Here is a 25,487-nt window from a genome sequence, read left to right as displayed (position 1 = left end):
CCCTATTAATCTGTGGATAAAATTCAAATTACCCACTTCAATTTCACATATTATTGTGGATAATTTAAATCTAGAAGTTTCTCTCGCAAAACATCCATATTGGCAAATACTATTAAAAATGATGGCTTGTTTTTTCCTTTTTAACGTATCATTTGCCCATCAGACTTTTTAAAAGGAAGCAATTATGCTGCAACGGACTTTAGCCAAATCAGTAAGCGTTACCGGCGTTGGCCTGCATTCGGGCGAAAGGGTCGCTCTGACTTTGCATCCTGCCGAAGAAAACAGCGGTATTTCGTTTCGCCGTACTGATTTAAGTGGAGAAATGGGTGAAATAATCAAATTGAATCCTTATTTGATTAACGATACCCGCCTCTCTTCAACCATCGTTACCGATAAAGGCGTGCGTATCGGTACGATTGAACATATTATGTCGGCACTGTCTGCCTACGGCATCGACAATGCCTTGATTGAATTAAACGCGCCTGAAATTCCGATTATGGACGGCTCCAGCCTGCCGTTTATTTACCTTTTACAAGATGCAGGCGTGGTGGATCAAAAAGCCCAAAAACGTTTTTTAAAAATCCTCAAACCCGTTGAAATCAAAGAAACCGGAAAATGGGTGCGCTTTACGCCTTATGACGGCTTTAAAGTTACTTTAACCATCGAATTTGACCATCCCGTATTCAACCGCAGTGCACCTACTTTCGAGATTGATTTTGCAGGAAAATCCTATATCGATGAGATTGCCCGCGCCCGTACCTTCGGCTTTATGCACGAAGTGGAAATGATGCGCGCCTACAATCTCGGACTGGGCGGCAATTTGAACAATGCTATCGTGATTGACGATATGGATGTTTTGAATCCGGAAGGTTTGCGCTATCCCGATGAATTTGTCCGCCACAAAATCCTTGATGCGATTGGCGATTTGTACATTGTCGGCCATCCGATTATCGGTGCATTTGAAGGTTACAAATCAGGACATGCCATCAATAATGCGCTGTTGCGTGCCGTTTTGGCAGATGAAACCGCTTACGAATGGGTTGAGTTTGCCGATGACGAAGATTTGCCCACCGCTTTTCACGAGTTGCCGGCAGCCTGATAGAAAATAGATAAAGCAGTCCAATGAAAAGGCCGTCTGAACCTTTCAGACGGCCTAAATCATGTCATTTTCCACAAGTAATTATCCACATATTCATCCTTTTTATCTTATTGAAAAATAAAAACATTAAAATTTAGCGTTATTCTTATACACATCTTATCCATATTTTTTCCTAAACTAAAAGGCCGTCTGAACAACTAGGTTTCAGACGGCCTTTGCATGTCAAACCGACAATATCAATCGCCCATGACCTTGCCTTCACGGCGCGGGTCGGCGCCGCCGAGCAAACTGTCTTTGCCGATCACAATGCCTTGCACGCCGGAATTCAAATCGCGGATTTGGACTTTGTAGCCCAGTTTTTCCAATGCAGTCGCTTTATCCGCCGCAGCGGTTTTATCCTCGATTTCATACTGGCTGCCGCGATTGAGCATATTCGGCAGTGAAATTGCCGTCTGAATGTCCATACCCCAGTCGATATGCGCCACCAACGTTTTAGCAACGAAACCGATAATACGGCTGCCGCCCGGCGAACCAACCGCCATATAAGGCTTGCCGTCTTTCATCACAATGGTCGGCGCCATCGAAGAACGCGGACGTTTGCCGCCTGCCACGCTGTTGGCCACCGTTTTACCGTCCGCACCGACGGGATTGAAGGCAAAATCAGTTAATTCATTGTTGAGCAGATAACCGTTTGCCATCAGACCCGAACCGAATGCGTTTTCAATTGAAGTCGTCATCGATACAACGTTGCCGTCTTTATCCACAACCACCAAGTGGCTGGTGGACGGCAGCTCTATTGCCATGCCCTGCACGTATGCCTTGCCAAACTTGCCTGCCTGAATAGTTTCCAATGCCTTGTCAGCCTTGCGGATTTCTTCGGCACGCGGTTTCAAATAAGTCTGAGAAATCATGGCACGGGTCGGAACATTCACAAACGCAGGATCGCCGACATAATAATCACGGTCGGCAAAAGCAATCCGCGACGCATCACCTATCCAGCGCCAACTGTGGATATTTTCCGCACCCAACGCCTTCATATCCTGATTCTGCAAGACGCCCAAAATCTGCCCCAAAGCGATTGCGCCGGAACTTGGCGCGCCCATGCCGCAAACTTCATATTCACGATACGGCGCACAAACCGGCTTACGCTCGATAACTTGATAGTTTTTCAAATCCGCCATGCTGATTTTGCCAGGATTATCCACAGCACCGGTAACGGCACGGACAATATTCTGCGCCAGCATTCCCTGATAAAACGGCGCACTGCCTTTTTCCGCCAACAGGCGCACAGAACGCGCAAATTCAGGATTTTTCAATACCGTTCCCGAAGCCAAAGGCTTGCCGTCAGGCAGGAAATACGCGGCAGTTTGCGGATAACGTTGCAAGGGTTCCAAATTTTGCTCGATGGATTTCGCCATACGCGGAGAAACGGCAACACCTTGTTCCGCCAAAGTAATCGGTTTTTCAAACAAACTTGTCCACGGCAATTTGCCGTAACGCTTATGGACATCTTCCAGCAGTTTCGGAATCCCCGGCACACCAACCGAACGGCCGCCGACCACCGCTTTCATAAAGCCCATCGGTTTACCGTTTTCGTCCAAGAAAAGTTCCGGTGTTGCCGCTTTTGGCGCTGTTTCACGGGCATCAAACGTCGTCAGCTTTTTCGCCTTATTGTCCCAATACACTAAAAACGCACCACCGCCCAATCCGGAAGACTGAGGCTCAACCAGTCCCAAAGTTGTCTGCATGGCAATCATCGCATCTATCGCACTGCCGCCGCGCTTCAAAATTTCATAACCGGCTTCAGTTGCCAGCGGATTGGCAGACGCCGCCATATAATGCTTGGCGCGGATTAACTTCTGCTCCGTCAGCCCTGTTCCTTGCTCCGGCGCATGGTTATCCACAAATACAGAAGGCAGGGAAACTTGAGATTTTTGAATCGGCTGTTGCGCACAAGCAGCCAAAATCAAAACGGATAACAGGTTAATACTAAAGGAAAACTTCATATGCACACCTTATTGAAATATTTTCAGACGGCCTTTTCCCAGCTTAAATAAAAGGAAATATGAAAACAGCTTGAAATAAAAAACCATTTGACTATTTCTATAGTCAATCAGTTCCGATTGGAGAAGTATAAAACAGGCTAAGATTGTGCACAGGCAAAAAGTTACCCACAGAATGAAGCAGCAGGAAATTTTTATCCACATCTGCAAACAAGGCCGACCATACTTTATCCTCATCAAAAAATATCAGCTAAGTATTTGAAAAAATTTTGTAATCAAAGTTATCAACAATCTGTGGCAGCACTCAATATCATCTTCTATTTATTATTTAAAATCTAATTTATAGTTTGTTTTCCCAAAGGCAAAGGCCGTCTGAAACGTAAAGGCATCTTTTCAAAAAATTAAAAAGTTAAGGATTGTTAAAAAGTTGTAAATCAGCTAGAGTTACGCTTGATAAATTTAATCAATAATGGAGTTTCACCAAATGAAAGGCGACATTGGCGTTATCGGCCTTGCCGTGATGGGGCAAAACCTGATTCTCAACATGAACGACAATGGTTTTAAAGTTGTCGCATTCAACCGTACGACCAGCAAAGTAGATGATTTTTTAAACGGCGCAGCCAAAAATACCAATATTATCGGCGCATATTCACTGCAAGATCTGGTTGATAAATTAGAAAAACCACGCAAAATCATGATGATGGTTCGCGCTGGTTCTGTTGTTGACGATTTTATCGAGCAACTCGTTCCGCTTTTGGACGAAGGCGACATTATTATTGACGGCGGCAATGCCAATTATCCTGATTCCACCCGCCGTACACACGAGCTGGCCGCAAAAGGCATTCGCTTTGTCGGTGCCGGCGTATCCGGTGGCGAAGAAGGCGCGCGTCACGGCCCTTCTATCATGCCCGGCGGCGACGAAGTCGCATGGCCTGCCGTCAAACCGATTTTCCAAGCCATCTCCGCCAAAACGCCTCAAGGCGAGCCTTGCTGCGACTGGGTCGGCCGCGACGGTGCGGGCCACTTCGTCAAAATGGTGCATAACGGCATCGAATACGGCGACATGCAGTTGATTTGCGAAGCGTACCAATTCATGAAAGACGGTTTAGGCCTGTCTTATGATGAAATGCACCAAATCTTCAACGAGTGGAACAAAACCGAACTGGATTCTTATCTGGTCGAAATTACCGCTGCGATTTTGGGTTACAGAGATGAAAACGGCGAACCTTTGGTCGAAAAAATCCTTGATACCGCAGGTCAAAAAGGTACAGGCAAATGGACCGGTATCAATGCCCTCGATTTGGGTATCCCGTTGACCCTGATTTCCGAAGCCGTATTTGCACGTTGCGTGTCTGCGTTTAAAGACCAACGCGCCCAAGCAAACAGCCTGTTTGGCAAAACCATTACCCCGATTGAAGGCGACAAAGCCGCATGGGTGGATGCGTTGCGCCAAGCCCTGTTGGCATCCAAAATCATTTCCTACGCACAAGGCTTTATGCTGATCCGCGAAGCCAGCGAAAACAACGATTGGGCATTGAATTACGGCAATACCGCCCTCTTGTGGCGCGAAGGTTGTATCATCCGCAGCGCGTTCTTGGGCAACATCCGCGACGCATACGAAGCCAATCCTGATTTGGTCTTCTTGGGTTCCGATCCTTATTTCAAAGGCGTATTGGAAACCTGTCTGCCGGCATGGCGTAAAGTGGTGGCCAAAGCGATCGAGTGCGGTATTCCGATGCCTTGTATGGCTTCCGCCATTACCTTCCTTGACGGTTACACTTCCGAGCGTCTGCCGGCCAACCTGCTGCAAGCGCAACGCGACTACTTCGGCGCGCATACTTACGAGCGTACCGACAAACCGCGCGGCGAATTCTTCCATACCAACTGGACAGGCAAGGGCGGCGATACCGCTTCAACCACATACGATATTTAATTTGCCTGGGCAAATAAAAGGCCGTCTGAGTATTTCAGACGGCCTTTTTATAGGGTTATCCACAATGAAGAATGAAACGATTTATAGTATTTGATAGATAACTTTATGAAATAAATAAAGATTAATAAAGGCCGTCTGAATATTTCAGACGGTCTTTAAAATTGTTCACAACCTTATCAACAGGTTTTCCATAGATTAAACCAGATTTTGCGGATTGCCGGCCACGAAGCGGTTGATGTTGTCCAAAAGGATGTCAAACAGGCGGTTGGCGGCCTCTTGGCTTGCCCATGCAATGTGTGGTGTGACGATAAGGTTGGGCAGTCGGGCTTTCAGCAGAGGGTTGTCGTCGCGCGGCGGCTCTTGTGTCAATACGTCAAAACCTGCTCCGCCGATTTGGCCGTATTTCAACGCCGCAACCAAAGCGGCTTCATCGACCAAGCCGCCTCGCCCACAGTTGATGAGGATGGCACCGGGTTTCATTTGCTGCAATTCGGCTTCGCCTATCATATTGGCCGTTTGTGGCGTGAGCGGGCAATTAAGCGATACGACATCGGCGGAGCGGATGGCTTCGTCAAAGGAAACATAACCATCGCGGACGCTTTGGGCATTTTTATGTTCGGCGAACACGACATTCATTTTGAAAGCCTGAGCATAAGTTGCCAGCGTTTTACCGATATTGCCGCGCCCGAAAATCGCCAGCGTTTTGCCGTTTAAATCGCGCATCGGTGCGCCGAGGTGGCAGAAAAACGGCGAGTTTTCCCATAAGCCTGCCGCAACATCGCGCTGGTAGGCAGGCAGGTTGCGCATCAGGGTAATCATCATCATAAACGCGTGTTCCGCCACGGATTCATTGCCGTAAGCGCGGATATTGCACACTGCCGTGCCGTTTTGTTTGGCAGCCTCAACGTCCACATTGTTGACGCCTGTCGCGGTAACGGCAATCAGCTTGAGTTGTGGATTTTCGGCAAATGCTTGGGCGGAAATCACGACTTTGTTGGTAATCACAATGTCCGCGCCGCGGATGCGCTCCAGCGTTTCGTGTGCTTCGGTTGTACAGTAGCTGCTCAATGTATGTGGAAAATCAAAATCAAACGGGCGGTTGACGAGGGTATCGCGGTCGAGGACGACAATATGGAGCGGGGTCATAAAATTCCTATCAGAAATAAAATATCGATTCATAAAATCTAAATTAGGATAAAGGATTTAAAATTTACGCGTTAGTTGATAATAATTATTATGTAGCGATTAAAACATCAATGTATCAGGAAAACAGCATGATTAAAACCATTACATTTGCTATTTTGCATTTCAGCGTCGCATTTAGTGTCGCCTATATTCTGACCGGCAGTATCGGCGTTTCCAGCGCGGTGGCTTTGGTCGAACCCATCGTCAATACCGTCGTCTTTTATTTTCACGAAAAAGCGTGGAACCGCTACGAGAAAAACAAATCCGACAAGCAAAAATTGTGGGTGCCTCTGCATCAGTGCGGCTAAAGTTTCAGACGGCCCTTTGCTTGATTAAAACCGATTATGTCTTTGCGGTTCGTCCATCGCCATCAAAATGCCAAACCCTAAAATAGAGTAAGACTTTACGAAGGCTTCATGAAGGTAAAAATGCTAAAATACGCTATTCTTGCAAACCCATTCAGACGGCCTCAATGCTCACCGATTTAGAAAAAAACGCCATCCGCGACCATTACCAAAACATCGGCAAAAACCTGCCCGGTTTCCGTCCGCGCGCTTCGCAGCGGGAAATGATTGCGGCGATTGCCAACGCTTTTTCGCGGACGTTGACGCGTGAAGAAGGCGAAGAAGCGCCCAAACGCGAGGGTGAGAGTATTGCCGTGATCGAAGGGCCGACCGGTGTGGGTAAATCATTGGCCTACCTTTTGGCAGGCGGCATCATGGCGCAAACGCGCGGCAAACGGCTGATCGTCAGCAGCGCAACAGTGGCTTTGCAAGAGCAGTTGGTTGACCGCGATTTGCCGTTTCTGGTCGAAAAAAGCGGTTTGGAGCTGACCTTTGCGCTTGCCAAAGGGCGCGGCCGTTATCTTTGCCCTTACAAACTCTATCAACTGACGCAAAACAACGCCCAGCAAAACCTACTTGGCTTTGAAGCGCCGAAAGTGTTGTGGGACAGCAAACCAAAACCGGAAGAGTTGAACCTGCTGCGCGACATTGCCGATGAATTTTCCGCCCGCCGCTTTAATGGTGACCGCGATGCTTGGCCGGAAAAAATCGATGACGCGATTTGGCTCAAAGTGACCAACGATCGCCACGGTTGCCTGAAATCCGCCTGTCCCAACCGTCCGGAATGCCCGTTTTACCTGGCACGCGATGTCTTGGAAACCGTCGATGTCGTTGTTGCCAATCACGATCTTCTGCTTGCCGACATCAGCATGGGCGGCGGCGTGATTCTGCCTGCGCCCGAAAACAGTTTCTATTGCATAGACGAAGCGCACCACCTGCCCAAAAAAGCCCTCAGCCGTTTTGCCGCCGAACATTCATGGAATATTGCCGTTTGGACGCTGGAAAAACTACCGCAGCTTACCGGTAAAATTGCCGCACTGACCGATAAAGCCGAACTTGCCAACCTTGCCGACGAAGCTGCCACATCCTTGCTCGACAGCCTGCACGAATGGCAGTTTCACTTGGCGGAAGAGCCGTCTTTAAGTCTGGGGTCGTCTGAAAACGACAGGCGGAAACACAACGAACCGACTTGGCTGTGGGAAGACGGCAAAATCCCCGAAGGCCTGGAAACCACCGTTTCCAATACGGCCATTGCCGCGCGCAGTCTGCTCAAGCACGTTGTCGGCTTGAACGATGCGCTTTCCGCCGCGCGCCGCGAAAAAGAGCAGGACGGTGCGCTCATCGACCGCCTGACCAGCGAGTTTGGCCTTTTTATCGCCCGTATTGAACAAATCAGCGCGGTTTGGGATTTGCTCTCCACCGTTCCCATTGAAGGCGAAGAGCCGTTGGCGAAATGGATAACCCGCCGTGCCGAAGACAAAAACGACTATATTTTCAATGCCAGCCCCATCAGCAGCGCATCCCACCTTGCCAACAGCCTGTGGCGGCGCGCGGCAGGCGCGGTATTGACTTCGGCCACCCTGCAATCGCTCGGTAGCTTCAACCTGATTTTGCGTCAAACCGGCTTATTATGGCTGCACGAAACCACCACGCTTGCATTGGAAAGCCCGTTTAATTTCGATACGCAAGGCGAGCTGTATATTCCACCCGTACACGCCAGCCCTAAAGACCCTGATGCGCACACGGCCGCCATTGTCGAATGGTTGCCGAAACTGGTTTCGCCGGTTGAAGCCATCGGTACGCTGGTGTTGTTTTCCTCGCGCAAGCAAATGCAGGATGTCGCTTTGCGCCTGCCTGATGAATACTTGCCGCTTCTGCTTGTGCAGGGCGAGTTGCCCAAGGCTGTTCTTTTACAAAGGCACCATCAAGCCATTGCCGAAGGCAAAGCCAGCATTATTTTCGGCCTCGACAGTTTTGCCGAAGGCCTCGACCTGCCCGGCACGGCCTGCGTGCAAGTCATTATTGCCAAGCTGCCGTTTGCGATGCCGGACAACCCCATCGAGAAAACCCAAAACCGTTGGATTGAACAACGCGGCGGCAATCCCTTTATTGAAATCACGGTACCCGAAGCCAGCATCAAATTGATCCAAGCCGTTGGCCGCCTTATCCGTACCGAACAGGATTACGGCCGCGTGACCATTCTCGACAACCGCGTCAAAACGCAACGCTACGGCCAACAATTATTGGCTTGTCTGCCGCCGTTTAAGCGGATAGGGTAGTTGTGGATTGTTCAAAGACAAAGGCCGTCTGAAACCAAATGTTCAGACGGCCTTTTATTCTTTTCAAGCTATAAATCCAATTTCATGACGGATACGGTTTCCCCGTTGTGCCAAATTTGGGTGATTTCTTTCCAGCCAAACTTTTCATATACAGCCTGCACATCCGGCGTATAGAGAAACAGATGCGGCAAACCCAGTTCGCGTGCTTTATCCAGACAAAACGAAACCAGCTGCCTGCCTACGCCCAAACCGCGAAATTGCGGCAAAACGAACACATCGCCCAGCCAATATTCGTATTCAGGAAAACACGCCATATCAAACCGTTTTAATGCCGCCGAACCCATCAGCCGCCCTTCGTTATCCACAGCCGCAAACGCCAGCGGCAAATCATCCCCATTAAGGCACTGCGCATAATACGCACGGATTTTATCCAGAGACGACCACGGCTCAAAATCGTGCCATTCCTCAAACAGTGCGAGGGCTAAAGGCTCGACAAATTCAGGCTTCAGACGGCATATGTTCATATCGGGTCCTCTTGTTGTACCGAATAGGGATAGTTTTTACAGTATAGGCCGTCTGAAAGGTTAACACATCTTAAAAAATCAGCGTAAAACACGATAAACCCGCCGCCAGCCCCATTCAAATCACTTATAATTCTGCCCATACCGCACACAAACAAAAGAAGAACATCATGGCTAAGAAATTTCCCATTTTCCCGAAAAATCCCGAGCGTATCTGCTGGGGTTGCGACAAATACTGCAAAGAAGACGATTTGCAATGCGGCAACGGTTGCGAGCGTATCCAACATCCCATTGAGTTGGACGGCCGCGACTGGTATAAAAAAGGCGATTGGAGCAATTTGTTGAGCGAAGAGCAGCAAATCGAACTTGGACTAAAAGAAGCACCCAAGCCAGCCAAACCGCATATCAAGCTGCCTTTGAAAAACAAAACGGCTTAAACGGAATGCCGTAAACAAACGAGATAAAAAAAGGCCGTCTGAAACCTGAAAAACAGGGTTTCAGACGGCCTTTGCGTTGTCGGATTATGCCTTCACATAATGCACAAACGCGTATTCGATGCCTTTGGCGGAAACATGGTTTTCCCGAGAGGCTTCTTGCCATGTTTCTGTGGAAAACTCAGGAAAAAACGCATCGCCGTCCACATCCAAACCGACTTCGGTCAAACGCAAATCGGTGGCAATCGGCAGGGCTTGTGCATAAATTTGCGCGCCGCCCATGATGATGACTTCTTCAACCTCCTGACACAAAGCCAGCGCATCTTCCAAAGAAGCCGCCGTTTGCGCGCCTTCGGCCTGATAATCTTGGCGGGTGATGACGATATTTTGACGGCCGGGCAGCGGTTTGCGCGGCAGCGATTCCCATGTTTTGCGGCCCATAATGACGGGTTTGCCGGTGGTGTAGGATTTGAAAAAGGCAAAATCCTCGGGCAAATGCCAAGGCATGGTGTTGTTGATGCCGATACAGCGGCGGGCGGCGTAGGCGGCGATAAGGGTGATTTTCGGCATGATGAAATCCGTTTGCAAAATAAAATGATTATAGCGGAAGGGAGGTTGGATGGACTGAATGCCCGATATTCTAAAAATGTTTCAATATTTATAAAATTAATATTCAAAATGTTTAATTTTGACAAAAATCATTTATTGTTCATTTTTTTAGGTATATGATAAATATCATACCAAATAAAAAAGGAAAGGAAAAAATGATGAGAACTCTCCGCATTTCTGCTTTGACTGCTTCCCTGTCTTTGATGTTGGCTGCCTGCGGCGGCGCAACAAGTGGCTTGTCGAATGCCGTGACCGAGCCGCTCAATCCGCATCCGAAAGGCGTGTTGTCCGTTGAATTGAATGAATCCGTCCCTGAAAACGGTACGTTGGAGCTGACGGCCAACGGTAAAACGCAAACCCTGCAAAAAGGCGGCAAACTCGATACCGGCTTTTTGAAAACCGATAAAGTATCTTCTTACGACTACGCCCAAAAAATTAAGGTAAACGGCCAAGTCATTACTTTGGAAACGGGCGACTTCCAAGTGTATAAACAAAATTATTCCACTGTTGCTGCGCGTTACACCAAACAAAAAGCCGATGACGCAGGCAAGCTGCAAAACCTCGATATATACACATTCACCGTCGGCGAAGTCCAAGGCGATGAAACTGCGTATCACAATTTGCCCAAACAAGGCAGCTATCAGTATTCGGGTATCGCGTTTAATGGCGACGACCGCAGCGGCCGTCTGAAATACACCGTCGATTTCGATAAAAAACAAGGTTACGGCAACATCAGCAGCATGGCTTCCCACAATAATGTCGACCTGCTTGCCGCAGGCATTGCCAATAACAACGGCAAAGCCGCCATCAGCGGTAAAACCAGTTTGAACGGTGTCGAAAACGGCCGTTACGATTTGAAACTCTTCGGCCCGCAGGCTGAGGAAATTGCCGGTAAGGCGCAAATCAAAGTTGGCGATTCCACCAAAGAAATCGGTTTGGCCGGTAAGAAAGAATAGGAAATAAGGCCGTCTGAAAGGTTCAGACGGCCTTGTTATTATCCAAAAAAAGCAACGGCTCAAACCGTTGCTTTTTTCATGCCAACCTCAATTACAGGCTGCCCAAGATAATGCGCAATACGCGGCGCAACGGTTCGGCAGCGCCCCACAAGAGTTGGTCGCCGACAGTGAACGCGCTGATGTATTCGCCGCCCATTTCCAGTTTGCGGATACGGCCGACGGGAACAGACAGCGTGCCGGTTACTTTGGCGGGCGTCAGCTCGTGGATGCTGGCTTCTTTTTCGTTGGGGATGACTTTCACCCAGTCGTTCGCGCCTGCCAAAATCGCTTCGATTTCAGAAACAGGCAGGTCTTTTTTCAGCTTCAGGGTAATGGCTTGGCTGTGGCAGCGCATAGAACCGATGCGCACGCACAAGCCGTCGATTACGGTCGGATTGTCGCTGCGGCCGAGGATTTTGTTGGTTTCCACGCCGCCCTTCCATTCTTCTTTGGACTGGCCATTACCCAAATCCACGTCAATCCAAGGAATCAGGCTGCCGGCGAGCGGTACGCCGAAGTTGGCTTTCGGATAGTCTTCGCTGCGCAGGAAATCGGACACTTTGCGGTCGATGTCGAGGATCGCGCTGGAAGGGTCGGCAAGCTCGTCTGCCACTTGGGCGTGAATCGCGCCCATGCCGCTGATGAGTTCGCGCATGTTTTTCGCACCCGCGCCGGAAGCGGCTTGGTAGGTCATGCTGGTTGCCCATTCGACCAAATCGTTTTGGAACAGGCCGCCCAAAGCCATCAGCATCAGGGAAACGGTGCAGTTGCCGCCGATGTAGTTTTTCACGCCGTTTTTGAGGCCGTTGTCGATGACGTTGCGGTTGACCGGGTCGAGGACGATAATCGCGTCGTCTTTCATGCGCAGGGAAGAAGCCGCGTCAACCCAGTATCCGTTCCAGCCGCTGTCGCGCAGGGGTTGGAACACGGATTTGGTGTAATCGCCGCCCTGACAGGTAACGATGATGTCCATTTTTGCCAATTTGGCAACATCGTTGGCATCCAACAATGTTTTGGCCGCCTGACCGAAATCAGGGGCAGCACCGCCGACGTTGGAAGTGGTAAAGAAAAACGCTTCGGGAATATGGGCGAAGTCGTTTTCTTCTTTCATACGCTGCATCAAAACAGAGCCGACCATACCGCGCCAGCCGACAAAACCTACTTTCATGTGTTACTCCTTACAAAGAAAATCCGGATAAGTTTATAGTGCATTAACAAAAATCGGAACGGCATCGCCTGCCGCTTTGTTCAGATTTTTGTTAACCCACTATAAAAAAGGGGAAAACAAACGTTTTAACGCCGTCTGCGGAAAATGTAAAGGTTTTTATCGAAAATTTTTAGAATGATAGGAAAATAGGTTAAGATGGCAATGAAATTGCATTTCATTAATGGTACAGAGGAAGATTAAATGAGCAAAATCAATTTGTCGGATTTGCCCCAAACAGAAATAGTAGATGTCCATATTGCTTCGCCGGGGGCGAGGGTTGCGGCATATTTGTTGAATAATCTGTTTACTTTTTTGATATGGTTGCCATTCATTGTGATGGTAGTTTTCACTTTAGATGAAAGCAAAGAATTAGTTTCGGAGTCTTCTCTTTCTAATACCCCTGAATATTTTGCCATAACATTTTTTATTTCTTTGGCTGTTTATTTGGTTTTCGGTATCTTCCAACTGTATTACATGAGCCGGGACGGTCAGTCTTTAGGTAAAAAAATTATGGGCATCCGCGTGTTAAAAAGTGACGGGAATAATCCAGGTTTTGAAGGAACAGTTTTAATCCGCGAAGTTGTTTGGGCGCTTGCTGTTGGTGTTGTGGTAACTATTGTATCGTTGGCAATAAGTGACACGGGTGGAAACCTGATTTCTCTGCTTATAGCCTTCATCAACTTCATCATGCTCTTTTCCGTCAAACGCGACCGCCGCACGCTCTACGATATGCTGGCCGATACGGTTGTCGTCAAATTGCCGCCGCGCCGATAAATCGCTTTTTTTGATAAAAAATTGGAGATTCCTTTACAAATATGCTCTTACGTGCTATTATTTAAGTGACTATTTAAAAGGAGTTAATAAATATGCGGCAAGGTATTCTTAAATAAACTGTCAATTTGATAGCGGGAACAAATAATTAGATGTCCTTTTTTAGGAGGGCTTAGTTTTTTGTACCCAGTTTAAGAATACCTTTATCATGTGATTCTAAAGTATCCAGAGAATATCTGTATGCTTTGTATACCTATGGTTATGCATAAAAATCCCAGTGATAAAAGTATTTATCACTGGGATTTTTATGCCCTTTTGGGTTTTTGAATGGAGGAAAATCACATGAAAATTATTAATATTGGAGTTTTAGCTCATGTTGATGCAGGAAAAACTACCTTAACAGAAAGCTTATTATATAACAGTGGAGCGATTACAGAATTAGGAAGCGTGGACAAAGGTACAACGAGGACGGATAATACGCTTTTAGAACGTCAGAGAGGAATTACAATTCAGACAGGAATAACCTCTTTTCAGTGGGAAAATACGAAGGTGAACATCATAGACACGCCAGGACATATGGATTTCTTAGCAGAAGTATATCGTTCATTATCAGTTTTAGATGGGGCAATTCTACTGATTTCTGCAAAAGATGGCGTACAAGCACAAACTCGTATATTATTTCATGCACTTAGGAAAATGGGGATTCCCACAATCTTTTTTATCAATAAGATTGACCAAAATGGAATTGATTTATCAACGGTTTATCAGGATATTAAAGAGAAACTTTCTGCCGAAATTGTAATCAAACAGAAGGTAGAACTGCATCCTAATATGCGTGTAATGAACTTTACCGAATCTGAACAATGGGATATGGTAATAGAAGGAAATGATTACCTTTTGGAGAAATATACGTCTGGGAAATTATTGGAAGCATTAGAACTCGAACAAGAGGAAAGCATAAGATTTCATAATTGTTCCCTGTTCCCTGTTTATCACGGAAGTGCAAAAAACAATATAGGGATTGATAACCTTATAGAAGTGATTACGAATAAATTTTATTCATCAACACATCGAGGTCAGTCTGAACTTTGCGGAAAAGTTTTCAAAATTGAGTATTCGGAAAAAAGACAGCGTCTTGCATATATACGTCTTTATAGTGGCGTACTGCATTTGCGAGATTCGGTTAGAATATCGGAAAAGGAAAAAATAAAAATTACAGAAATGTATACTTCAATAAATGGTGAATTATGTAAAATCGATAAGGCTTATTCCGGGGAAATTGTTATTTTGCAGAATGAGTTTTTGAAGTTAAATAGTGTTCTTGGAGATACAAAGCTATTGCCACAGAGAGAGAGAATTGAAAATCCCCTCCCTCTGCTGCAAACGACTGTTGAACCGAGCAAACCTCAACAAAGGGAAATGTTACTTGATGCACTTTTAGAAATCTCCGACAGTGACCCGCTTCTGCGATATTATGTGGATTCTGCGACACATGAAATCATACTTTCTTTCTTAGGGAAAGTACAAATGGAAGTGATTAGTGCACTGTTGCAAGAAAAGTATCATGTGGAGATAGAACTAAAAGAGCCTACAGTCATTTATATGGAGAGACCGTTAAAAAATGCAGAATATACCATTCACATCGAAGTGCCGCCAAATCCTTTCTGGGCTTCCATTGGTTTATCTGTATCACCGCTTCCGTTGGGAAGTGGAATGCAGTATGAGAGCTCGGTTTCTCTTGGATACTTAAATCAATCATTTCAAAATGCAGTTATGGAAGGGATACGCTATGGTTGCGAACAAGGATTATATGGTTGGAATGTGACGGATTGTAAAATCTGTTTTAAGTATGGCTTATACTATAGCCCTGTTAGTACCCCAGCAGATTTTCGGATGCTTGCTCCTATTGTATTGGAACAAGTCTTAAAAAAAGCTGGAACAGAATTGTTAGAGCCATATCTTAGTTTTAAAATTTATGCGCCACAGGAATATCTTTCACGAGCATACAACGATGCTCCTAAATATTGTGCGAACATCGTAGACACTCAATTGAAAAATAATGAGGTCATTCTTAGTGGAGAAATCCCTGCTCGGTGTATTCAAGAATATCGTAGTGATTTAACTTTCTTTACAAATGGACGTAGTGTTTGTTTAACAGAGTTAAAAGGGTACCATGTTACTACCGGTGAACCTGTTTGCCAGCCTCGTCGTCCAAATAGTCGGATAGATAAAGTACGATATATGTTCAATAAAATAACTTAGTGTATTTTATGTTTATGTAAAATCAGCACTTTCCAACATAGGCCGTCTGAAAAATCGCTTTCAGACGGCCTTTCGACACGCTATTGATTTCATGAAAAAACATTTGTACCGCATTACGCTCGTCAGCATTGCCGCGGCCATTCTTGCCGCCTGTCCGAGCAAAAGCATTAAAAACCTCCCCGAAACCGACACCAGCGTTATCAAAGGCCCTGACCGCCCCACCGGTACGCCCGATCCCGTCGGTACGACAGTGAGCGGGGGAGGAGCAAACTACACCGTAGTTTCCTACAACGAATTGCCGCACTGGGACCTCCAACACTTTACCAAAAGCCTGCAATCTTTCCGTTTAGGCTGTGAAAAACTTAAAAACCGCCAAGGCTGGCAGGACGTTTGTATCCAGGCCATGCAAACACCGGTGCACCATTTCCAAGCCAAGCACTTTTTCGAGCGCTATTTCACCGCATGGCGCGTCGATAACGGCGGCAATCCTGCCGGCACCATTACCGGTTATTACGAACCGGTCCTGCGCGGCGACGACAAATCCACGAGCCAATCCCGTTTCCCTATTTACGGCATTCCGAACGATTTCGTTTCCGTTCCGCTGGCTGCAAACTTGAGGGGCAGCAAAGCCACCGTCCGCATCCGCCAAACCGGCCCAAACAGCGGCGTCATTGACAACAGCGGCACATACACGGCTGACTTGTCCAGATTCCCGATTACAGCACGCAGCACTGCGCTGAAAGGCCGTTTTGAAGGCAGCCGTTTTGTTCCTTACCACACCCGCAGCCAAATCAACGGCGGCGCGCTTAACGGCAAAGCGCCGATTTTGGGTTATGCAGATGATCCGGTCGAACTTTTCTTTATGCACATTCAAGGTTCAGGCCGTCTGAAAACGCCGTCCGGCAAATACATCCGCGTCGGATTTGCCGATAAAAACGAACATCCGTATGTTTCCATCGGCCGCTATATGGCGGACAAAGGCTATCTGCCGCTGGGTCAGACCAGCATGCAGGGCATCAAGGCCTATATGAAGCAAAACCCCGGCCGCCTTGCCGAAGTTTTGGGACAAAACCCAAGCTACGTCTTCTTCCGCGAGCTGACCGGCAGCGGCGATTCCGGCCCGGTGGGCGCATTAGGTACGCCGTTGATGGGCGAATACGCCGGTGCCATCGACCGCCACTACATCACGCTTGGCGCACCATTATTTGTCGCCACTGCCCATCCGACCACCAAAAAAGCCCTCAACCGCCTGATTATGGCGCAAGATACCGGCAGCGCGATTAAAGGCGCGGTCCGTGTGGATTATTTCTGGGGTTATGGTGACGAAGCAGGCGAAGTGGCCGGCAAAATGAAAACCACCGGCTATGTATGGCAGCTCCTGCCCAACGGCATGAAACCGGAATACCGTCCATAAACAGCGGTTTAAAAAAGGCCGTCTGAAACCAAGATTGAGGTTTTAGACGGCCTTTTTATTTCTATAAAAATGCGGCAGGTTTTTAAAACCTGCCGCGGTATGGGGACATACAGCTCGGACGATAAGCCGGGTTCTGTCGCGGACAGTCATTCCTCTAGGCACATCATTGCTGGTGTGCTCAAGCAACCTACCCGAACGCTCGGCGAGCAGCGTCATTGCGTTCTGTTTGGTCTTGCTCCGAATGGGGTTTAGCCTGCTGCGCTTTGTTACCAAATGCACGGTGCGCTCTTACCGCACCTTTTCACCCTTACCTGTTTTGCCCGAAGGCAATCATCGGCGGTATTGCTTTCTGTTCCACTTTCCGTCGCGTTGCCGCGCCCGGCCGTTAGCCGGCATTCTGCTCTGTGGAGCCCGGACTTTCCTCCCCGTATGCCTTACGCGATACGCGGCGACTGTCTGTCCGACCTGTATGAGGTGCGGATTATAACACAGCCGCCATAGGGTTCAGACGGCCTAAATATTTATTTTTTCTTTTTAAATGCTATTTCGGTCAAACCCAATTCCTGTGCTTTTTTGCGGACTGCGGATTCGGGCATTTCGCGTGCCAGGCGGCTGGTGCAGTATTCGGTCATGGTGGTGGCGCAGGCTTTGAAGTTGCCGGTAAAGTCGCTGGCGGCACTTAAAAACGGGATGAGGCGGCCGGCCATGATTTCTTCGGCCGGTGCGTCTGTTTGGGCGGATACGCGTCCGGACTCGACCGCCGAGAAGATTTGTTCGGTAAAGCGTCGGGCGAAGTTTTCTTCTGTTTGGCAGTCTTGGAATGTGGTGTTTTCATGTTGGCAGACGAGGGTAACTTCGCCTTGAGCTTCTTGCAGCGGTTCGGCCAAATCGAGTTTGAGGGTTTGCTTGTCGGTTTGCAGCCAGGCGGTGCGGCCTTGGGTTTTGATGATTTTGCCGTAAACGCCGATGGCATCGTTTTTGGGGATGTTTTTCTGTTCGGCAAGTTGCTGGGCCGAGAATAAGGGGGCTTGTTCGGCAAATGCGCCGCCGGTTTCGTGTTTGAAGTAGGCGGCGAGGTCTTGTTTGATGAGGGCTTGGGTCAGTAGTTTTTCGCCTTCGGTCAGGCGGTGTGCAAAGCCGTGTGTTTTGGGGGCGGATGCGGCATCCGTGGTCTTGGTGTCCGGTGTGCAGGCGCTCAGGAGTAAAAGCAGGGGAAGGATGTATTTCATGGTTGGTCTCTCAACAGGCCGTCTGAACCTATAGTTTCAAACGGTCAGCGTTGTTTATCGATAACGATAAACCCGGCGGGGATAAACGGGATAGGCCGGGTAATTGCGGACGGGTTCGCTGTCTTGATAGATGACGGTCGTCCCGGGCGGGGCGTTGATGGTCACGGTTTTGTTGACGGTGGTTTGCGAGTGGACGGGCAGGTCCAAGACGGCGGTGCGCCCATACGGAGTCTCGGTATAGACGCACGCGCTCAGCAAGAGGGTGATGCTCAGTGCCAATGCCTTCATGTTTCAGACGGCCTTATTTGAGCAGGTTTTTCAAGGCCAGGCGCACGCCTTCGCCGACTTCCGTACCTTTGGGAATGCCTTTGGTGGCGGCTTTGGCTTCGCGTTCGTTGTAGCCGAGGGCAAGCAGGGTATTGATGATGTCTTGGCTTTCGTCGGCAACGGCATCAGGCGCAAACAGGCCGTCTGAAACGGTATGGGATACAAGTTTGCCGCGCAGTTCCAACACCATGCGTTCGGCGGTTTTTTTGCCGATGCCGGGGGCGGAGGAGAGGCGTTTGACGTCTTCTTCGGCGACGGCTTGCGCCAGCTCGTCGGCATTCATGGCCGACAAAATGCCCAATGCGGTTTTGGCACCGATGCCGCTGACTTTGACCAGTTGGCGGAAGGTGGCGCGTTCCTCGGCCGAGGCGAAACCAAACAGCAAATGCGCGTCTTCGCGGACGACAAGCTGGGTGTAGAGATGGACGGTTTCGCCAACGGGAGGCAGGTTGTAGAAAGTTTGCATGGAAACGTCGGCTTCATAACCGACGCCGTTGACGTCGATAACGACCTGCGGCGGATTTTTCTCAATCAATTTGCCTGTGAGCCTGCTGATCATGGTGTTCCCCTGTGATTAAAAAAGGCCGTCTGAAACCTTGCAATCGGGTTTCAGACGGCCTTGTATTGTATCAAACTTCAGCGGTAACGCGGACGAAATCAGATGGCGGATGCCAGGTTCAGATGACGGGCGCGTTCGCCTGCTTCGGCGGCACGTTCTTGGCTGCTGAACGGACCCATTTTGACAACGTATTCGTAGTTGCGTTTTTCAAGCATGATTTTGCTGTCGGATGGCAGGCTTTGTGCGGTTTGGTTCAAATAGGCTTGCGCTTCGCGTTCGGTACCGAAGGATTTCAAATCAACAAAAAATTCTTTGTTGTTTGGAGTAATAATGGTTTGAGCGGCGGTTTGGCCGGGGATGATTTGTTCAACTTTGACGTTGGCTGTGCCTTGGTTGATGAAACCCAATTGTTGGGCGGCGGCTTTGGAAACATCGATGACGCGGTTGCCGTGGAAAGGGCCGCGGTCGTTGACACGGACGATGACGCTTTTGCCGGTTTGCATATTGGTCACACGTGCGTAGCTGGGAATAGGGAGGGTTTTGTGGGCGGCGGAGAGGGCGTTCATATTGTAACGCTCGCCGCTGGAAGTTTTACGGCCGTGGAATTGGCTGCCGTACCATGAGGCTTTGCCGGTTTGGCTGAAAGAGGAAACTTTGGTCAGCGGCGTGTAGCGTTTGCCGGCAACTTTGTAACTGCGGTTGGCAGAAGGATGCAGTTTTTCGACTCGGACCACGCTGTCGGCGACGGCGGCATTGATGGAAAGGACGCCGATGGTGGCGGCGGCTAAGGAAAGGAGGGTTTTTTTGGTAAAAGTCAAAACGGGTTCCGTTCTTGAGTTGATAACGCAGCGGTTTCAGACGGCCTGTTATACGCCGCCTGCGAAACCGTTTTGTCGCCATGCTTCAAACAGAATAACGGCGACGGTATTGGAAAGATTCATGCTCCTGCTGTCGGGCATCATCGGCAGGCGGATTTTTTGTCCGGCAGGCAGGCTGTCGAGAACTTCGGCAGGCAGGCCGCGCGTTTCGGGACCAAACAGCAACACGTCGCCTTCGCGGAAGGAAACTTCGTCGGGTCGGGTAGAACCTTTGGTGGTCAGCGCGAAAATGCGACGGCCTTCAAGGGCCTTGAGGCAATCATCGAAATTTTCATGTACCGTCAGTTTGGCAAACTCGTGATAATCCAAGCCCGCGCGTTTCATTTTGGACGAATCCAGCGGAAACCCAAGCGGCTTGACCAAGTGCAAATCGGCACCGGTATTGGCGCAAAGGCGGATGATATTGCCCGTATTGGGCGGGATTTCGGGTTGGTACAAAACTATGGTAAACATATAAATCAATCACTTATAGAGTGGCATAATGCCGAAATGTTCCATGGGTGTCAAAAACTTTAAGCTATTTTTTCATTGGCGGACGCGCCAAACTCCAGCAAAAAATCTTACCTGCGCCTGATTTTTTCAGCGTTTTCGCCAATTCGTTTAAAGTCGAACCGGTGGTAAAGACATCATCAATTAACAGAATATTACACGCCTTCGGCAATTCAGTTTTGATTTTAAATGCATTCTTGATATTTCGCCGACGTTCGTCGCTTTTCAGCGTACTTTGCGGCTCGCCGTGCCGTCTGAAAACCGCGTGGCGCGGCAGCAGCGTCCAGCCGTAGCGTTTTGCCAAAATATCCGTCAACACCTCGCTTTGGTTGAATCCGCGCTTGAGCCGCCGCTCTTTGCTCAAAGGCATGGGCAGGACGAAATCGAAGTGTTCTGTCGCCAGCCAGTCCGGTGCGTTTTGGCACATTAAATCCGCCAACGGACGGCTCATGCCCAAATCGGCCAAGTGTTTCAGCTCGCGTATCATGCTGCTGACGGGTGGTTCGTAATACAGCGAGGCCCACATTCTATCAAATGCGGGCGGCTTTTTCTGACAACTGCCGCACACTGCCCCGCCCGCGACATGGCGGAAACACAAAGGGCAGCTTTGTGCTGCGTCGATAAAATATTCCGTCAAATCGTTTACGCAGCCTCTGCAAAGGCCGTCTGAAACGGAATCGTGGCATAATACGCAACATCGCGCATTGAGCTGTTTCAAACTGCGCCACCAAGAAAGAACATTCATGCCACACTCCGCCAAAAAAGTTTATCTGATACACGGTTGGGCGGCGAACCGCCATGTATTCGACGATTTGATACCGCGCCTGCCTGCCGATTGGGACGTCCGCGCGCTTGATTTGCCCGGACACGGCGATGCGCCTTTTACCGAGCCGTTTGATATTGCCGCTGTTGCCGAAACCTTTGCCGGACAAATCGACACGCCGGCACACATTCTCGGCTGGTCGCTGGGCGGACTGGTTGCCCTGTATCTGACCGCGCTTTATCCCGACAAAATCCAATCGCTCTGCCTGACGGCAAGTTTTGCCCGATTGACTGCCGACACGGATTATCCCGAAGGCTTGGCGCAACCTGCCTTGGGCAAGATGGTCGGCGCATTCCAGCAGGATTATGCCAAACATATTAAACAGTTTCTACAACTGCAACTGCTGCATACGCCGCATTCAAGCGAAATCTTAAACCGGGTGCTGCCCGATTTGGCGCGTTGCGGCACGCCTTCCGCCTTACAGGCCGCGCTTGAAGCGGTCAACCATGCCGACGCGCGTCCGCTGTTGCCGCTTATTCAAACGCCGTCACTGCTGGTGTTTGGACAGAAAGACGCCATTACGCCGCCGCGCATGGGCGAATATTTACACCGCCATTTGAGCAACAGCGAGCTGGTCCTTATCGACAAAGCCGCACACGCGCCCTTTTTAAGCCATGCCGACGAATTTGTCGAAACCTACCGCAATTTTGTCGAAAAGGCCGTCTGAAATAGCCTTAAACCATAAAAACATTGCCGGGCAAAGCCCGCTGACACGACCCACTATGACCGAACAAGACAAACGCTGGCAGATTCACCGCCATCTCGCCCAAGACACCGACGAGCGCCTGCAGCTGGTCCGCAATGCACCCAAACGCATCATGCTGATTGGTGCCGATGCCGACATCAGCCGCAGCCTGCTGGCCGCGCGTTATCCCGACGCCGTGTTTGAAGAATACGATCCGGATGCCGACTTTTTGAAAACCGCCGCCGCCGCGCGCAAAGGCGGTTTCTGGCAGAAGCTGACCGGCAAAACCATCTCGCAGCATTGCCAAGCCCTGACCGCGCCGTTGCCCGAAGCATCCGCCGATATGTTGTGGGCCAACCTCAGCCTCAGCCGCGCCAACGATATTTTGCCGGTATTGAAAAACTGGGCCGCTGCTTTAAAAACCGACGGATTATTGTTTTTCACGCACTTTGGCCGTGACAGCCTGAGCGAGCTGACAGGCCGTCTGAAGCATGAAGGCATCGAATGCGAAGCGCCCACGCTGATTGATATGCACGACTTGGGCGATATGCTCGCCGACAACGGCTTTTACGATCCGGTAACCGACACGGCCAAGCTTGAGTTGAGCTATAAAAAAGCCGGGACATTTTGGCAGGACATGGAAACCTTGGGATTGTGGAATGCGTTGAAGTTCAGCAATCCGCAAGCGGCCAAGGAATGTGTGGATAAGATTTTTGCCAACGAAGGCTGTCTGAACATCACGCTTGAAACTGTGTACGGTCATGCCGTGAAGAAATTGGTGTTGCCGCAAGGGGAGAACGTGGTGCAGTTTTTCCCGAAACGGCAGGGCTAGTTTGGCGGTTGTGCCGGTAGGGTTTACACCGCGATTGCGTGTTGTCGAATGCGGTTTGGCGTTTGTATAGTGGATTAACTTTAAACCAGTACGGCGTTGCCTCGCCTTAGCTCAAAGAGAACGATTCTCTAAGGTGCTGAAGCACCAAGAGAATCGGTTCCGTACTATCTGTACTGTCTGCGGCTTCGTTGCCTTGTCCTGATTTAAATTTAATCCACTATATTGATTGTCTGCGCTGTTTGACATGTATGAAAAAGGCCGTCTGAAAAGTTTTCAGACGGCCTTTTGTTTGATTCCAAATTAAGCCTGTTTGGCAGCCCATTCGGCCGGAGTGGCGGCAACGGAAATCGACAGCGCGTGCAATTCGTTGCTTTCGAGTTGCGGCTTGAGACCGTCTTTAATCAGGCGGTGGCGGGCGAGGCGGGCTTTGCCTTCAAATGAGGAGGAAACGATTACGGCGAAGAAGTGATGGCCGTCGCCTTCGACTTCGACGTGTTCGCAAGGGGTAACGCCTTCAATCAGGGTTTTGACTTGTTCGGGTAAAAGCATGGGGGTTCCTTGGGAAATGGTTTGCTTGTAAAAGAGGGCATTATACCGAATCTTGATAAAAACAGGCCGTCTGAAAAACCAAACTTCGGGTTTCAGACGGCCTCGGCCTTTGGAAGCGTCAAATGCTTATTCGTACACTTTCAGCAGCTCGACTTCAAAAATCAAAGTTGCGTGCGGAGGAATCACGCCGCCGGCACCGTGTGCGCCGTAGCCCATTTCGGAAGGAATGGTCAGCTTGCGTTTTCCGCCTTCTTTCATGCCGCCGAAGCCTTCGTCCCAACCTTTAATTACTTGGCCGACGCCTAGAGTGATGGTCAGCGGTTGACGGCGGTCGAGGCTGGAGTCGAATTTGGTACCGTCTTCCAACCAGCCGGTGTAATGTACGGTGATTTCTTTGCCTTTGACGGCTTCTTTGCCGTGGCCTTCTTGCAAGTCTTCAATAATCAGGCTCATGATGTTCCTTTCGGATGTATGGTGAAAATCGGTTCAAGATTACCATATTGTGTGGAATCGTGAAACAAATGCGCCCATATGGCCGGCAACAAAAAGGCCGTCTGAAACGGATTTTCAGACGGCCTTGTTTTATGCTAAACCTTATTTGTTGTCAGGTTGGGATTTGACATCGTGGGAGACGGGCAGCTCAGGCATGGTTCGGGCAGACTCTGGAACATTGCCGGAGAGGGCTTTCAAGAAGGCAACGATGTTTTCAGTGTCTTCCGGAGCCAAGGTTTTACCCAATTGCGCTTTTGCCATGATGTTGACGGCTTTATCCAGTTCCCAAACGCTGCCGTTGTGGAAGTATGGATAGGTACGTTCAACGTTTCTCAAGCCGGGAACACGGAAGAAGAATTCGTCTTCGGCTTTTTTGGTTACGTCCGCACGGCCTTTGTCGTGTTTAGGATCGTCGATGTGTTTCCAGTAAGGACCATCCACCAAACCGAATTTTTGGAACATGCTACCGCCCAAGTTGACGCCGCTGTGACAAGCGATACAGCCGTTGTCCATAAATGCGCGTACGCCTTTGCGTTCTTGTTCGCTCAGGGCAGATACGTTGCCTTTCAGGTAGTCGTCCCAACGGGTCGGGGTCAGCAGGGTACGTTCAAACGCGCCCAATGCGGTGGTGATGTTTTTGAAGGAAACCGCGCCGTCTTCAGGGAATGCGGCTTTGAATTTTTCTTGGTATTCAGGGATACCGGCGATTTTGGCGGCGGCATCGGCTTCGGTAGCGTTGGCCATTTCAACCGGGTTGAGCAATGGGCCGCCGGCTTGTTCTTCCACATCGGCTGCACGGCCGTCCCAGAATTGGCTGCCCAACAAGGCGGCATTCAGGGCAGTTGGGGAGTTACGGCCGCCGAATTGGCTTTTGTGACCCGCGCTGGTCGGCATGTTGTCTACGCCGGCAGTTGCCAAGTTGTGGCAAGAGTTACAGCTGACGGTGTTGCCTTTGGACAGGCGGTTTTCGTACCAAAGTTGTTGGCCGAGTTTGACCTGTTCTTCGGTAAACGGACGAACTTTTTGCATTTCGGCTAAGTCAGGCAAAGGTTTGAACGTAGCTTGCGCGCGTTCCAACAGGGCTTTGTCTTCGGCAGAAACATCGGCAGAATTTTGAGGGGCCGAAACAGCGGCGGTGCTTGCGGCAGCATCGGCACCGCTCGCGGCAGAAGCAGCTTGAGGAGTTTCAGTAGTTTGTGCAGTTTTCTCACCGCAGGCGGTCAACGCGGCAGAAACGGCCAAAGCCAGAACGATTTGGTAGAGTTTCAAACGTGGCATAGGAGGTTCCTTTGTTATGCATTTGTTATGTAATGATTTGCTGGTTGTGGCAGCAGTGTTTGAACTATATAAGATAAGTTGCTGTTAATTCTTGCAATAAATCAACCTTTTAATTTTGATAAATTTTGAAAATATAACCGATAGAGAATTTTATACCATGAAACTTTTTTATTATTTATTTACAGGTAGTTATGGTTTTTAAGGCCGTCTGAAAAAACAAAATTCAGACGGCCTTTTAGTTTTTATTGATTACGTTCGTTATTTTCTTTTAAAAAATCTTAATAAATATA

At 49.1% G+C, this 25,487-nt stretch carries 26 protein-coding genes and 1 other RNA gene; 12 read left to right on the top strand and 15 right to left on the bottom strand.

What is annotated here, in order from left to right; translation table 11 throughout:
• The first annotated feature begins 184 nt into the window (after positions 1-184).
• Positions 185-1,099, top strand: a complete 915-nt coding sequence (gene lpxC, locus ACTHR7_RS05830) for a UDP-3-O-acyl-N-acetylglucosamine deacetylase (protein WP_440370507.1) — start codon at positions 185-187, stop codon at positions 1,097-1,099.
• A 236-nt stretch (positions 1,100-1,335) separates the two neighbouring features.
• On the opposite strand, the gene ggt is transcribed toward lpxC, so the two are convergent.
• Entirely contained in the window at positions 1,336-3,105 is a 1,770-nt protein-coding gene (gene ggt, locus ACTHR7_RS05825; protein WP_107868149.1) for a gamma-glutamyltransferase, read from the bottom strand.
• A 481-nt stretch (positions 3,106-3,586) separates the two neighbouring features.
• Here ggt and gnd point away from each other — a divergent pair, with 481 nt between their 5' ends.
• The gene (gnd, locus tag ACTHR7_RS05820) at positions 3,587-5,035 is read left to right on the top strand and encodes a decarboxylating NADP(+)-dependent phosphogluconate dehydrogenase (protein ID WP_440370506.1); all 1,449 of its coding nucleotides are present in this window, start codon (positions 3,587-3,589) and stop codon (positions 5,033-5,035) included.
• A 195-nt stretch (positions 5,036-5,230) separates the two neighbouring features.
• Here gnd and ACTHR7_RS05815 read toward each other — a convergent pair whose 3' ends face one another.
• Positions 5,231-6,181, bottom strand: a complete 951-nt coding sequence (locus ACTHR7_RS05815) for a D-2-hydroxyacid dehydrogenase (protein ID WP_107868150.1) — start codon at positions 6,179-6,181, stop codon at positions 5,231-5,233.
• Positions 6,182-6,309: 128 nt separating this feature from the next.
• Here ACTHR7_RS05815 and ACTHR7_RS05810 point away from each other — a divergent pair, with 128 nt between their 5' ends.
• Both ACTHR7_RS05810 and dinG read left to right on the top strand, forming a co-directional pair.
• Entirely contained in the window at positions 6,310-6,528 is a 219-nt protein-coding gene (locus tag ACTHR7_RS05810) for a DUF2061 domain-containing protein (RefSeq protein WP_003686746.1), read from the top strand.
• A 164-nt stretch (positions 6,529-6,692) separates the two neighbouring features.
• Positions 6,693-8,843, top strand: a complete 2,151-nt coding sequence (gene dinG / locus ACTHR7_RS05805; protein WP_440370505.1) for an ATP-dependent DNA helicase DinG — start codon at positions 6,693-6,695, stop codon at positions 8,841-8,843.
• Positions 8,844-8,911: 68 nt separating this feature from the next.
• On the opposite strand, the gene ACTHR7_RS05800 is transcribed toward dinG, so the two are convergent.
• Complete coding sequence (locus tag ACTHR7_RS05800) at positions 8,912-9,367, bottom strand: GNAT family N-acetyltransferase (protein WP_440370504.1); 456 nt, start codon at positions 9,365-9,367, stop codon at positions 8,912-8,914.
• 167 nt (positions 9,368-9,534) lie between these two features.
• On the opposite strand from ACTHR7_RS05800, the gene ACTHR7_RS05795 reads away from it, so the two are divergent.
• Positions 9,535-9,801 carry a DUF3079 domain-containing protein gene (locus tag ACTHR7_RS05795; protein WP_003686685.1) on the top strand — a complete coding sequence of 89 codons (267 nt, stop codon included), beginning with the start codon at positions 9,535-9,537 and terminating at the stop codon, positions 9,799-9,801.
• 84 nt (positions 9,802-9,885) lie between these two features.
• Here the strand turns inward: ACTHR7_RS05795 and ACTHR7_RS05790 are convergent, their stop codons facing one another.
• Entirely contained in the window at positions 9,886-10,368 is a 483-nt protein-coding gene (locus ACTHR7_RS05790) for a dihydrofolate reductase (RefSeq protein ID WP_440370503.1), read from the bottom strand.
• 197 nt (positions 10,369-10,565) lie between these two features.
• Between ACTHR7_RS05790 and ACTHR7_RS05785 the strand changes: the two genes are divergently transcribed.
• Positions 10,566-11,363: a factor H-binding protein gene (locus ACTHR7_RS05785; RefSeq protein ID WP_440370530.1), complete on the top strand. Its 798-nt coding sequence runs from the start codon at positions 10,566-10,568 to the stop codon at positions 11,361-11,363.
• Positions 11,364-11,454: 91 nt separating this feature from the next.
• On the opposite strand, the gene asd is transcribed toward ACTHR7_RS05785, so the two are convergent.
• Positions 11,455-12,570: an aspartate-semialdehyde dehydrogenase gene (gene asd / locus ACTHR7_RS05780; protein WP_049344926.1), complete on the bottom strand. Its 1,116-nt coding sequence runs from the start codon at positions 12,568-12,570 to the stop codon at positions 11,455-11,457.
• A 240-nt stretch (positions 12,571-12,810) separates the two neighbouring features.
• On the opposite strand from asd, the gene ACTHR7_RS05775 reads away from it, so the two are divergent.
• From ACTHR7_RS05775 to mltA, 4 genes are all read left to right on the top strand, one after another.
• Positions 12,811-13,383, top strand: a complete 573-nt coding sequence (locus tag ACTHR7_RS05775) for an RDD family protein (RefSeq protein WP_070587859.1) — start codon at positions 12,811-12,813, stop codon at positions 13,381-13,383.
• Positions 13,384-13,620: 237 nt separating this feature from the next.
• Positions 13,621-13,707, top strand: coding sequence for a tetracycline resistance determinant leader peptide (locus ACTHR7_RS05770; RefSeq protein ID WP_011058339.1), 87 nt, complete (start codon positions 13,621-13,623; stop codon positions 13,705-13,707).
• A gap of 15 nt (positions 13,708-13,722) precedes the next feature.
• Entirely contained in the window at positions 13,723-15,642 is a 1,920-nt protein-coding gene (gene tet(M), locus ACTHR7_RS05765) for a tetracycline resistance ribosomal protection protein Tet(M) (RefSeq protein ID WP_063856397.1), read from the top strand.
• A 91-nt stretch (positions 15,643-15,733) separates the two neighbouring features.
• Positions 15,734-17,056: a murein transglycosylase A gene (gene mltA / locus ACTHR7_RS05760; protein WP_440370502.1), complete on the top strand. Its 1,323-nt coding sequence runs from the start codon at positions 15,734-15,736 to the stop codon at positions 17,054-17,056.
• A gap of 106 nt (positions 17,057-17,162) precedes the next feature.
• Here the strand turns inward: mltA and rnpB are convergent.
• The 7 genes from rnpB to ACTHR7_RS05725 form a co-directional block, all read right to left on the bottom strand.
• Positions 17,163-17,524: RNase P RNA component class A (rnpB, locus tag ACTHR7_RS05755), an RNA gene on the bottom strand.
• A 53-nt stretch (positions 17,525-17,577) separates the two neighbouring features.
• Positions 17,578-18,285, bottom strand: a complete 708-nt coding sequence (locus ACTHR7_RS05750; RefSeq protein WP_293203653.1) for a hypothetical protein — start codon at positions 18,283-18,285, stop codon at positions 17,578-17,580.
• A 54-nt stretch (positions 18,286-18,339) separates the two neighbouring features.
• Positions 18,340-18,573, bottom strand: coding sequence for a methionine-binding protein (locus tag ACTHR7_RS05745; RefSeq protein WP_440370501.1), 234 nt, complete (start codon positions 18,571-18,573; stop codon positions 18,340-18,342).
• Positions 18,574-18,586: 13 nt separating this feature from the next.
• A complete protein-coding gene (gene ruvA / locus ACTHR7_RS05740) occupies positions 18,587-19,171 on the bottom strand; it encodes a Holliday junction branch migration protein RuvA (protein WP_049322986.1) in 585 nt (194 codons plus the stop codon).
• A 98-nt stretch (positions 19,172-19,269) separates the two neighbouring features.
• Complete coding sequence (locus tag ACTHR7_RS05735; protein ID WP_315039115.1) at positions 19,270-19,989, bottom strand: septal ring lytic transglycosylase RlpA family protein; 720 nt, start codon at positions 19,987-19,989, stop codon at positions 19,270-19,272.
• A gap of 48 nt (positions 19,990-20,037) precedes the next feature.
• Positions 20,038-20,502 carry a tRNA (uridine(34)/cytosine(34)/5-carboxymethylaminomethyluridine(34)-2'-O)-methyltransferase TrmL gene (gene trmL, locus ACTHR7_RS05730; protein ID WP_070461542.1) on the bottom strand — a complete coding sequence of 155 codons (465 nt, stop codon included), beginning with the start codon at positions 20,500-20,502 and terminating at the stop codon, positions 20,038-20,040.
• 64 nt (positions 20,503-20,566) lie between these two features.
• On the bottom strand, positions 20,567-21,283 hold the full coding sequence (locus ACTHR7_RS05725) for a ComF family protein (protein ID WP_440370500.1): 717 nt from the start codon (positions 21,281-21,283) through the stop codon (positions 20,567-20,569).
• On the opposite strand from ACTHR7_RS05725, the gene bioH reads away from it, so the two are divergent.
• Together bioH and ACTHR7_RS05715 are read left to right on the top strand one after the other, a co-directional pair.
• Positions 21,282-22,028 (top strand): pimeloyl-ACP methyl ester esterase BioH, encoded by a 747-nt coding sequence (bioH, locus tag ACTHR7_RS05720; protein WP_440370499.1) that lies wholly within the window; start codon positions 21,282-21,284, stop codon positions 22,026-22,028. The genes ACTHR7_RS05725 and bioH overlap by 2 nt on opposite strands.
• 55 nt (positions 22,029-22,083) lie before the next feature.
• A complete protein-coding gene (locus ACTHR7_RS05715) occupies positions 22,084-22,878 on the top strand; it encodes a class I SAM-dependent methyltransferase (RefSeq protein ID WP_440370498.1) in 795 nt (264 codons plus the stop codon).
• A gap of 300 nt (positions 22,879-23,178) precedes the next feature.
• On the opposite strand, the gene ACTHR7_RS05710 is transcribed toward ACTHR7_RS05715, so the two are convergent.
• The 3 genes from ACTHR7_RS05710 to ACTHR7_RS05700 form a co-directional block, all read right to left on the bottom strand.
• Positions 23,179-23,427 carry a BolA family protein gene (locus ACTHR7_RS05710; protein ID WP_003686612.1) on the bottom strand — a complete coding sequence of 83 codons (249 nt, stop codon included), beginning with the start codon at positions 23,425-23,427 and terminating at the stop codon, positions 23,179-23,181.
• 126 nt (positions 23,428-23,553) lie between these two features.
• Complete coding sequence (locus ACTHR7_RS05705; RefSeq protein ID WP_094192864.1) at positions 23,554-23,883, bottom strand: FKBP-type peptidyl-prolyl cis-trans isomerase; 330 nt, start codon at positions 23,881-23,883, stop codon at positions 23,554-23,556.
• 138 nt (positions 23,884-24,021) lie between these two features.
• Entirely contained in the window at positions 24,022-25,197 is a 1,176-nt protein-coding gene (locus ACTHR7_RS05700) for a cytochrome-c peroxidase (protein WP_440370497.1), read from the bottom strand.
• Positions 25,198-25,487 lie beyond the last annotated feature (290 nt).

The sequence above is a fragment of the Neisseria sp. P0007.S010 genome (genome assembly GCF_051962875.1).
Lineage (GTDB): Bacteria > Pseudomonadota > Gammaproteobacteria > Burkholderiales > Neisseriaceae > Neisseria > Neisseria subflava_A.
Note: the sequence above shows the minus strand (reverse complement) of the source record. Positions and strands in the feature narration are given on the sequence as shown.

Coding starts and splice junctions, on each gene's coding strand:
- ACTHR7_RS05785 (WP_440370530.1), top strand. CDS start 10,566: ATGAGAACTCTCCGCATTTCTGCTTTGACTGCTTCCCTGTCTTTGATG.
- lpxC (WP_440370507.1), top strand. CDS start 185: ATGCTGCAACGGACTTTAGCCAAATCAGTAAGCGTTACCGGCGTTGGC.
- ACTHR7_RS05725 (WP_440370500.1), bottom strand. CDS start 21,283: ATGAATGTTCTTTCTTGGTGGCGCAGTTTGAAACAGCTCAATGCGCGA.
- gnd (WP_440370506.1), top strand. CDS start 3,587: ATGAAAGGCGACATTGGCGTTATCGGCCTTGCCGTGATGGGGCAAAAC.
- ggt (WP_107868149.1), bottom strand. CDS start 3,105: ATGAAGTTTTCCTTTAGTATTAACCTGTTATCCGTTTTGATTTTGGCT.
- ACTHR7_RS05810 (WP_003686746.1), top strand. CDS start 6,310: ATGATTAAAACCATTACATTTGCTATTTTGCATTTCAGCGTCGCATTT.
- dinG (WP_440370505.1), top strand. CDS start 6,693: ATGCTCACCGATTTAGAAAAAAACGCCATCCGCGACCATTACCAAAAC.
- mltA (WP_440370502.1), top strand. CDS start 15,734: ATGAAAAAACATTTGTACCGCATTACGCTCGTCAGCATTGCCGCGGCC.
- asd (WP_049344926.1), bottom strand. CDS start 12,570: ATGAAAGTAGGTTTTGTCGGCTGGCGCGGTATGGTCGGCTCTGTTTTG.
- ACTHR7_RS05770 (WP_011058339.1), top strand. CDS start 13,621: ATGCTTTGTATACCTATGGTTATGCATAAAAATCCCAGTGATAAAAGT.
- ACTHR7_RS05815 (WP_107868150.1), bottom strand. CDS start 6,181: ATGACCCCGCTCCATATTGTCGTCCTCGACCGCGATACCCTCGTCAAC.
- ACTHR7_RS05775 (WP_070587859.1), top strand. CDS start 12,811: ATGAGCAAAATCAATTTGTCGGATTTGCCCCAAACAGAAATAGTAGAT.
- bioH (WP_440370499.1), top strand. CDS start 21,282: ATGCCACACTCCGCCAAAAAAGTTTATCTGATACACGGTTGGGCGGCG.
- trmL (WP_070461542.1), bottom strand. CDS start 20,502: ATGTTTACCATAGTTTTGTACCAACCCGAAATCCCGCCCAATACGGGC.
- ACTHR7_RS05750 (WP_293203653.1), bottom strand. CDS start 18,285: ATGAAATACATCCTTCCCCTGCTTTTACTCCTGAGCGCCTGCACACCG.
- ACTHR7_RS05715 (WP_440370498.1), top strand. CDS start 22,084: ATGACCGAACAAGACAAACGCTGGCAGATTCACCGCCATCTCGCCCAA.
- ACTHR7_RS05700 (WP_440370497.1), bottom strand. CDS start 25,197: ATGCCACGTTTGAAACTCTACCAAATCGTTCTGGCTTTGGCCGTTTCT.
- ACTHR7_RS05745 (WP_440370501.1), bottom strand. CDS start 18,573: ATGAAGGCATTGGCACTGAGCATCACCCTCTTGCTGAGCGCGTGCGTC.
- ACTHR7_RS05795 (WP_003686685.1), top strand. CDS start 9,535: ATGGCTAAGAAATTTCCCATTTTCCCGAAAAATCCCGAGCGTATCTGC.
- ACTHR7_RS05710 (WP_003686612.1), bottom strand. CDS start 23,427: ATGCTTTTACCCGAACAAGTCAAAACCCTGATTGAAGGCGTTACCCCT.
- ruvA (WP_049322986.1), bottom strand. CDS start 19,171: ATGATCAGCAGGCTCACAGGCAAATTGATTGAGAAAAATCCGCCGCAG.
- ACTHR7_RS05800 (WP_440370504.1), bottom strand. CDS start 9,367: ATGAACATATGCCGTCTGAAGCCTGAATTTGTCGAGCCTTTAGCCCTC.
- ACTHR7_RS05790 (WP_440370503.1), bottom strand. CDS start 10,368: ATGCCGAAAATCACCCTTATCGCCGCCTACGCCGCCCGCCGCTGTATC.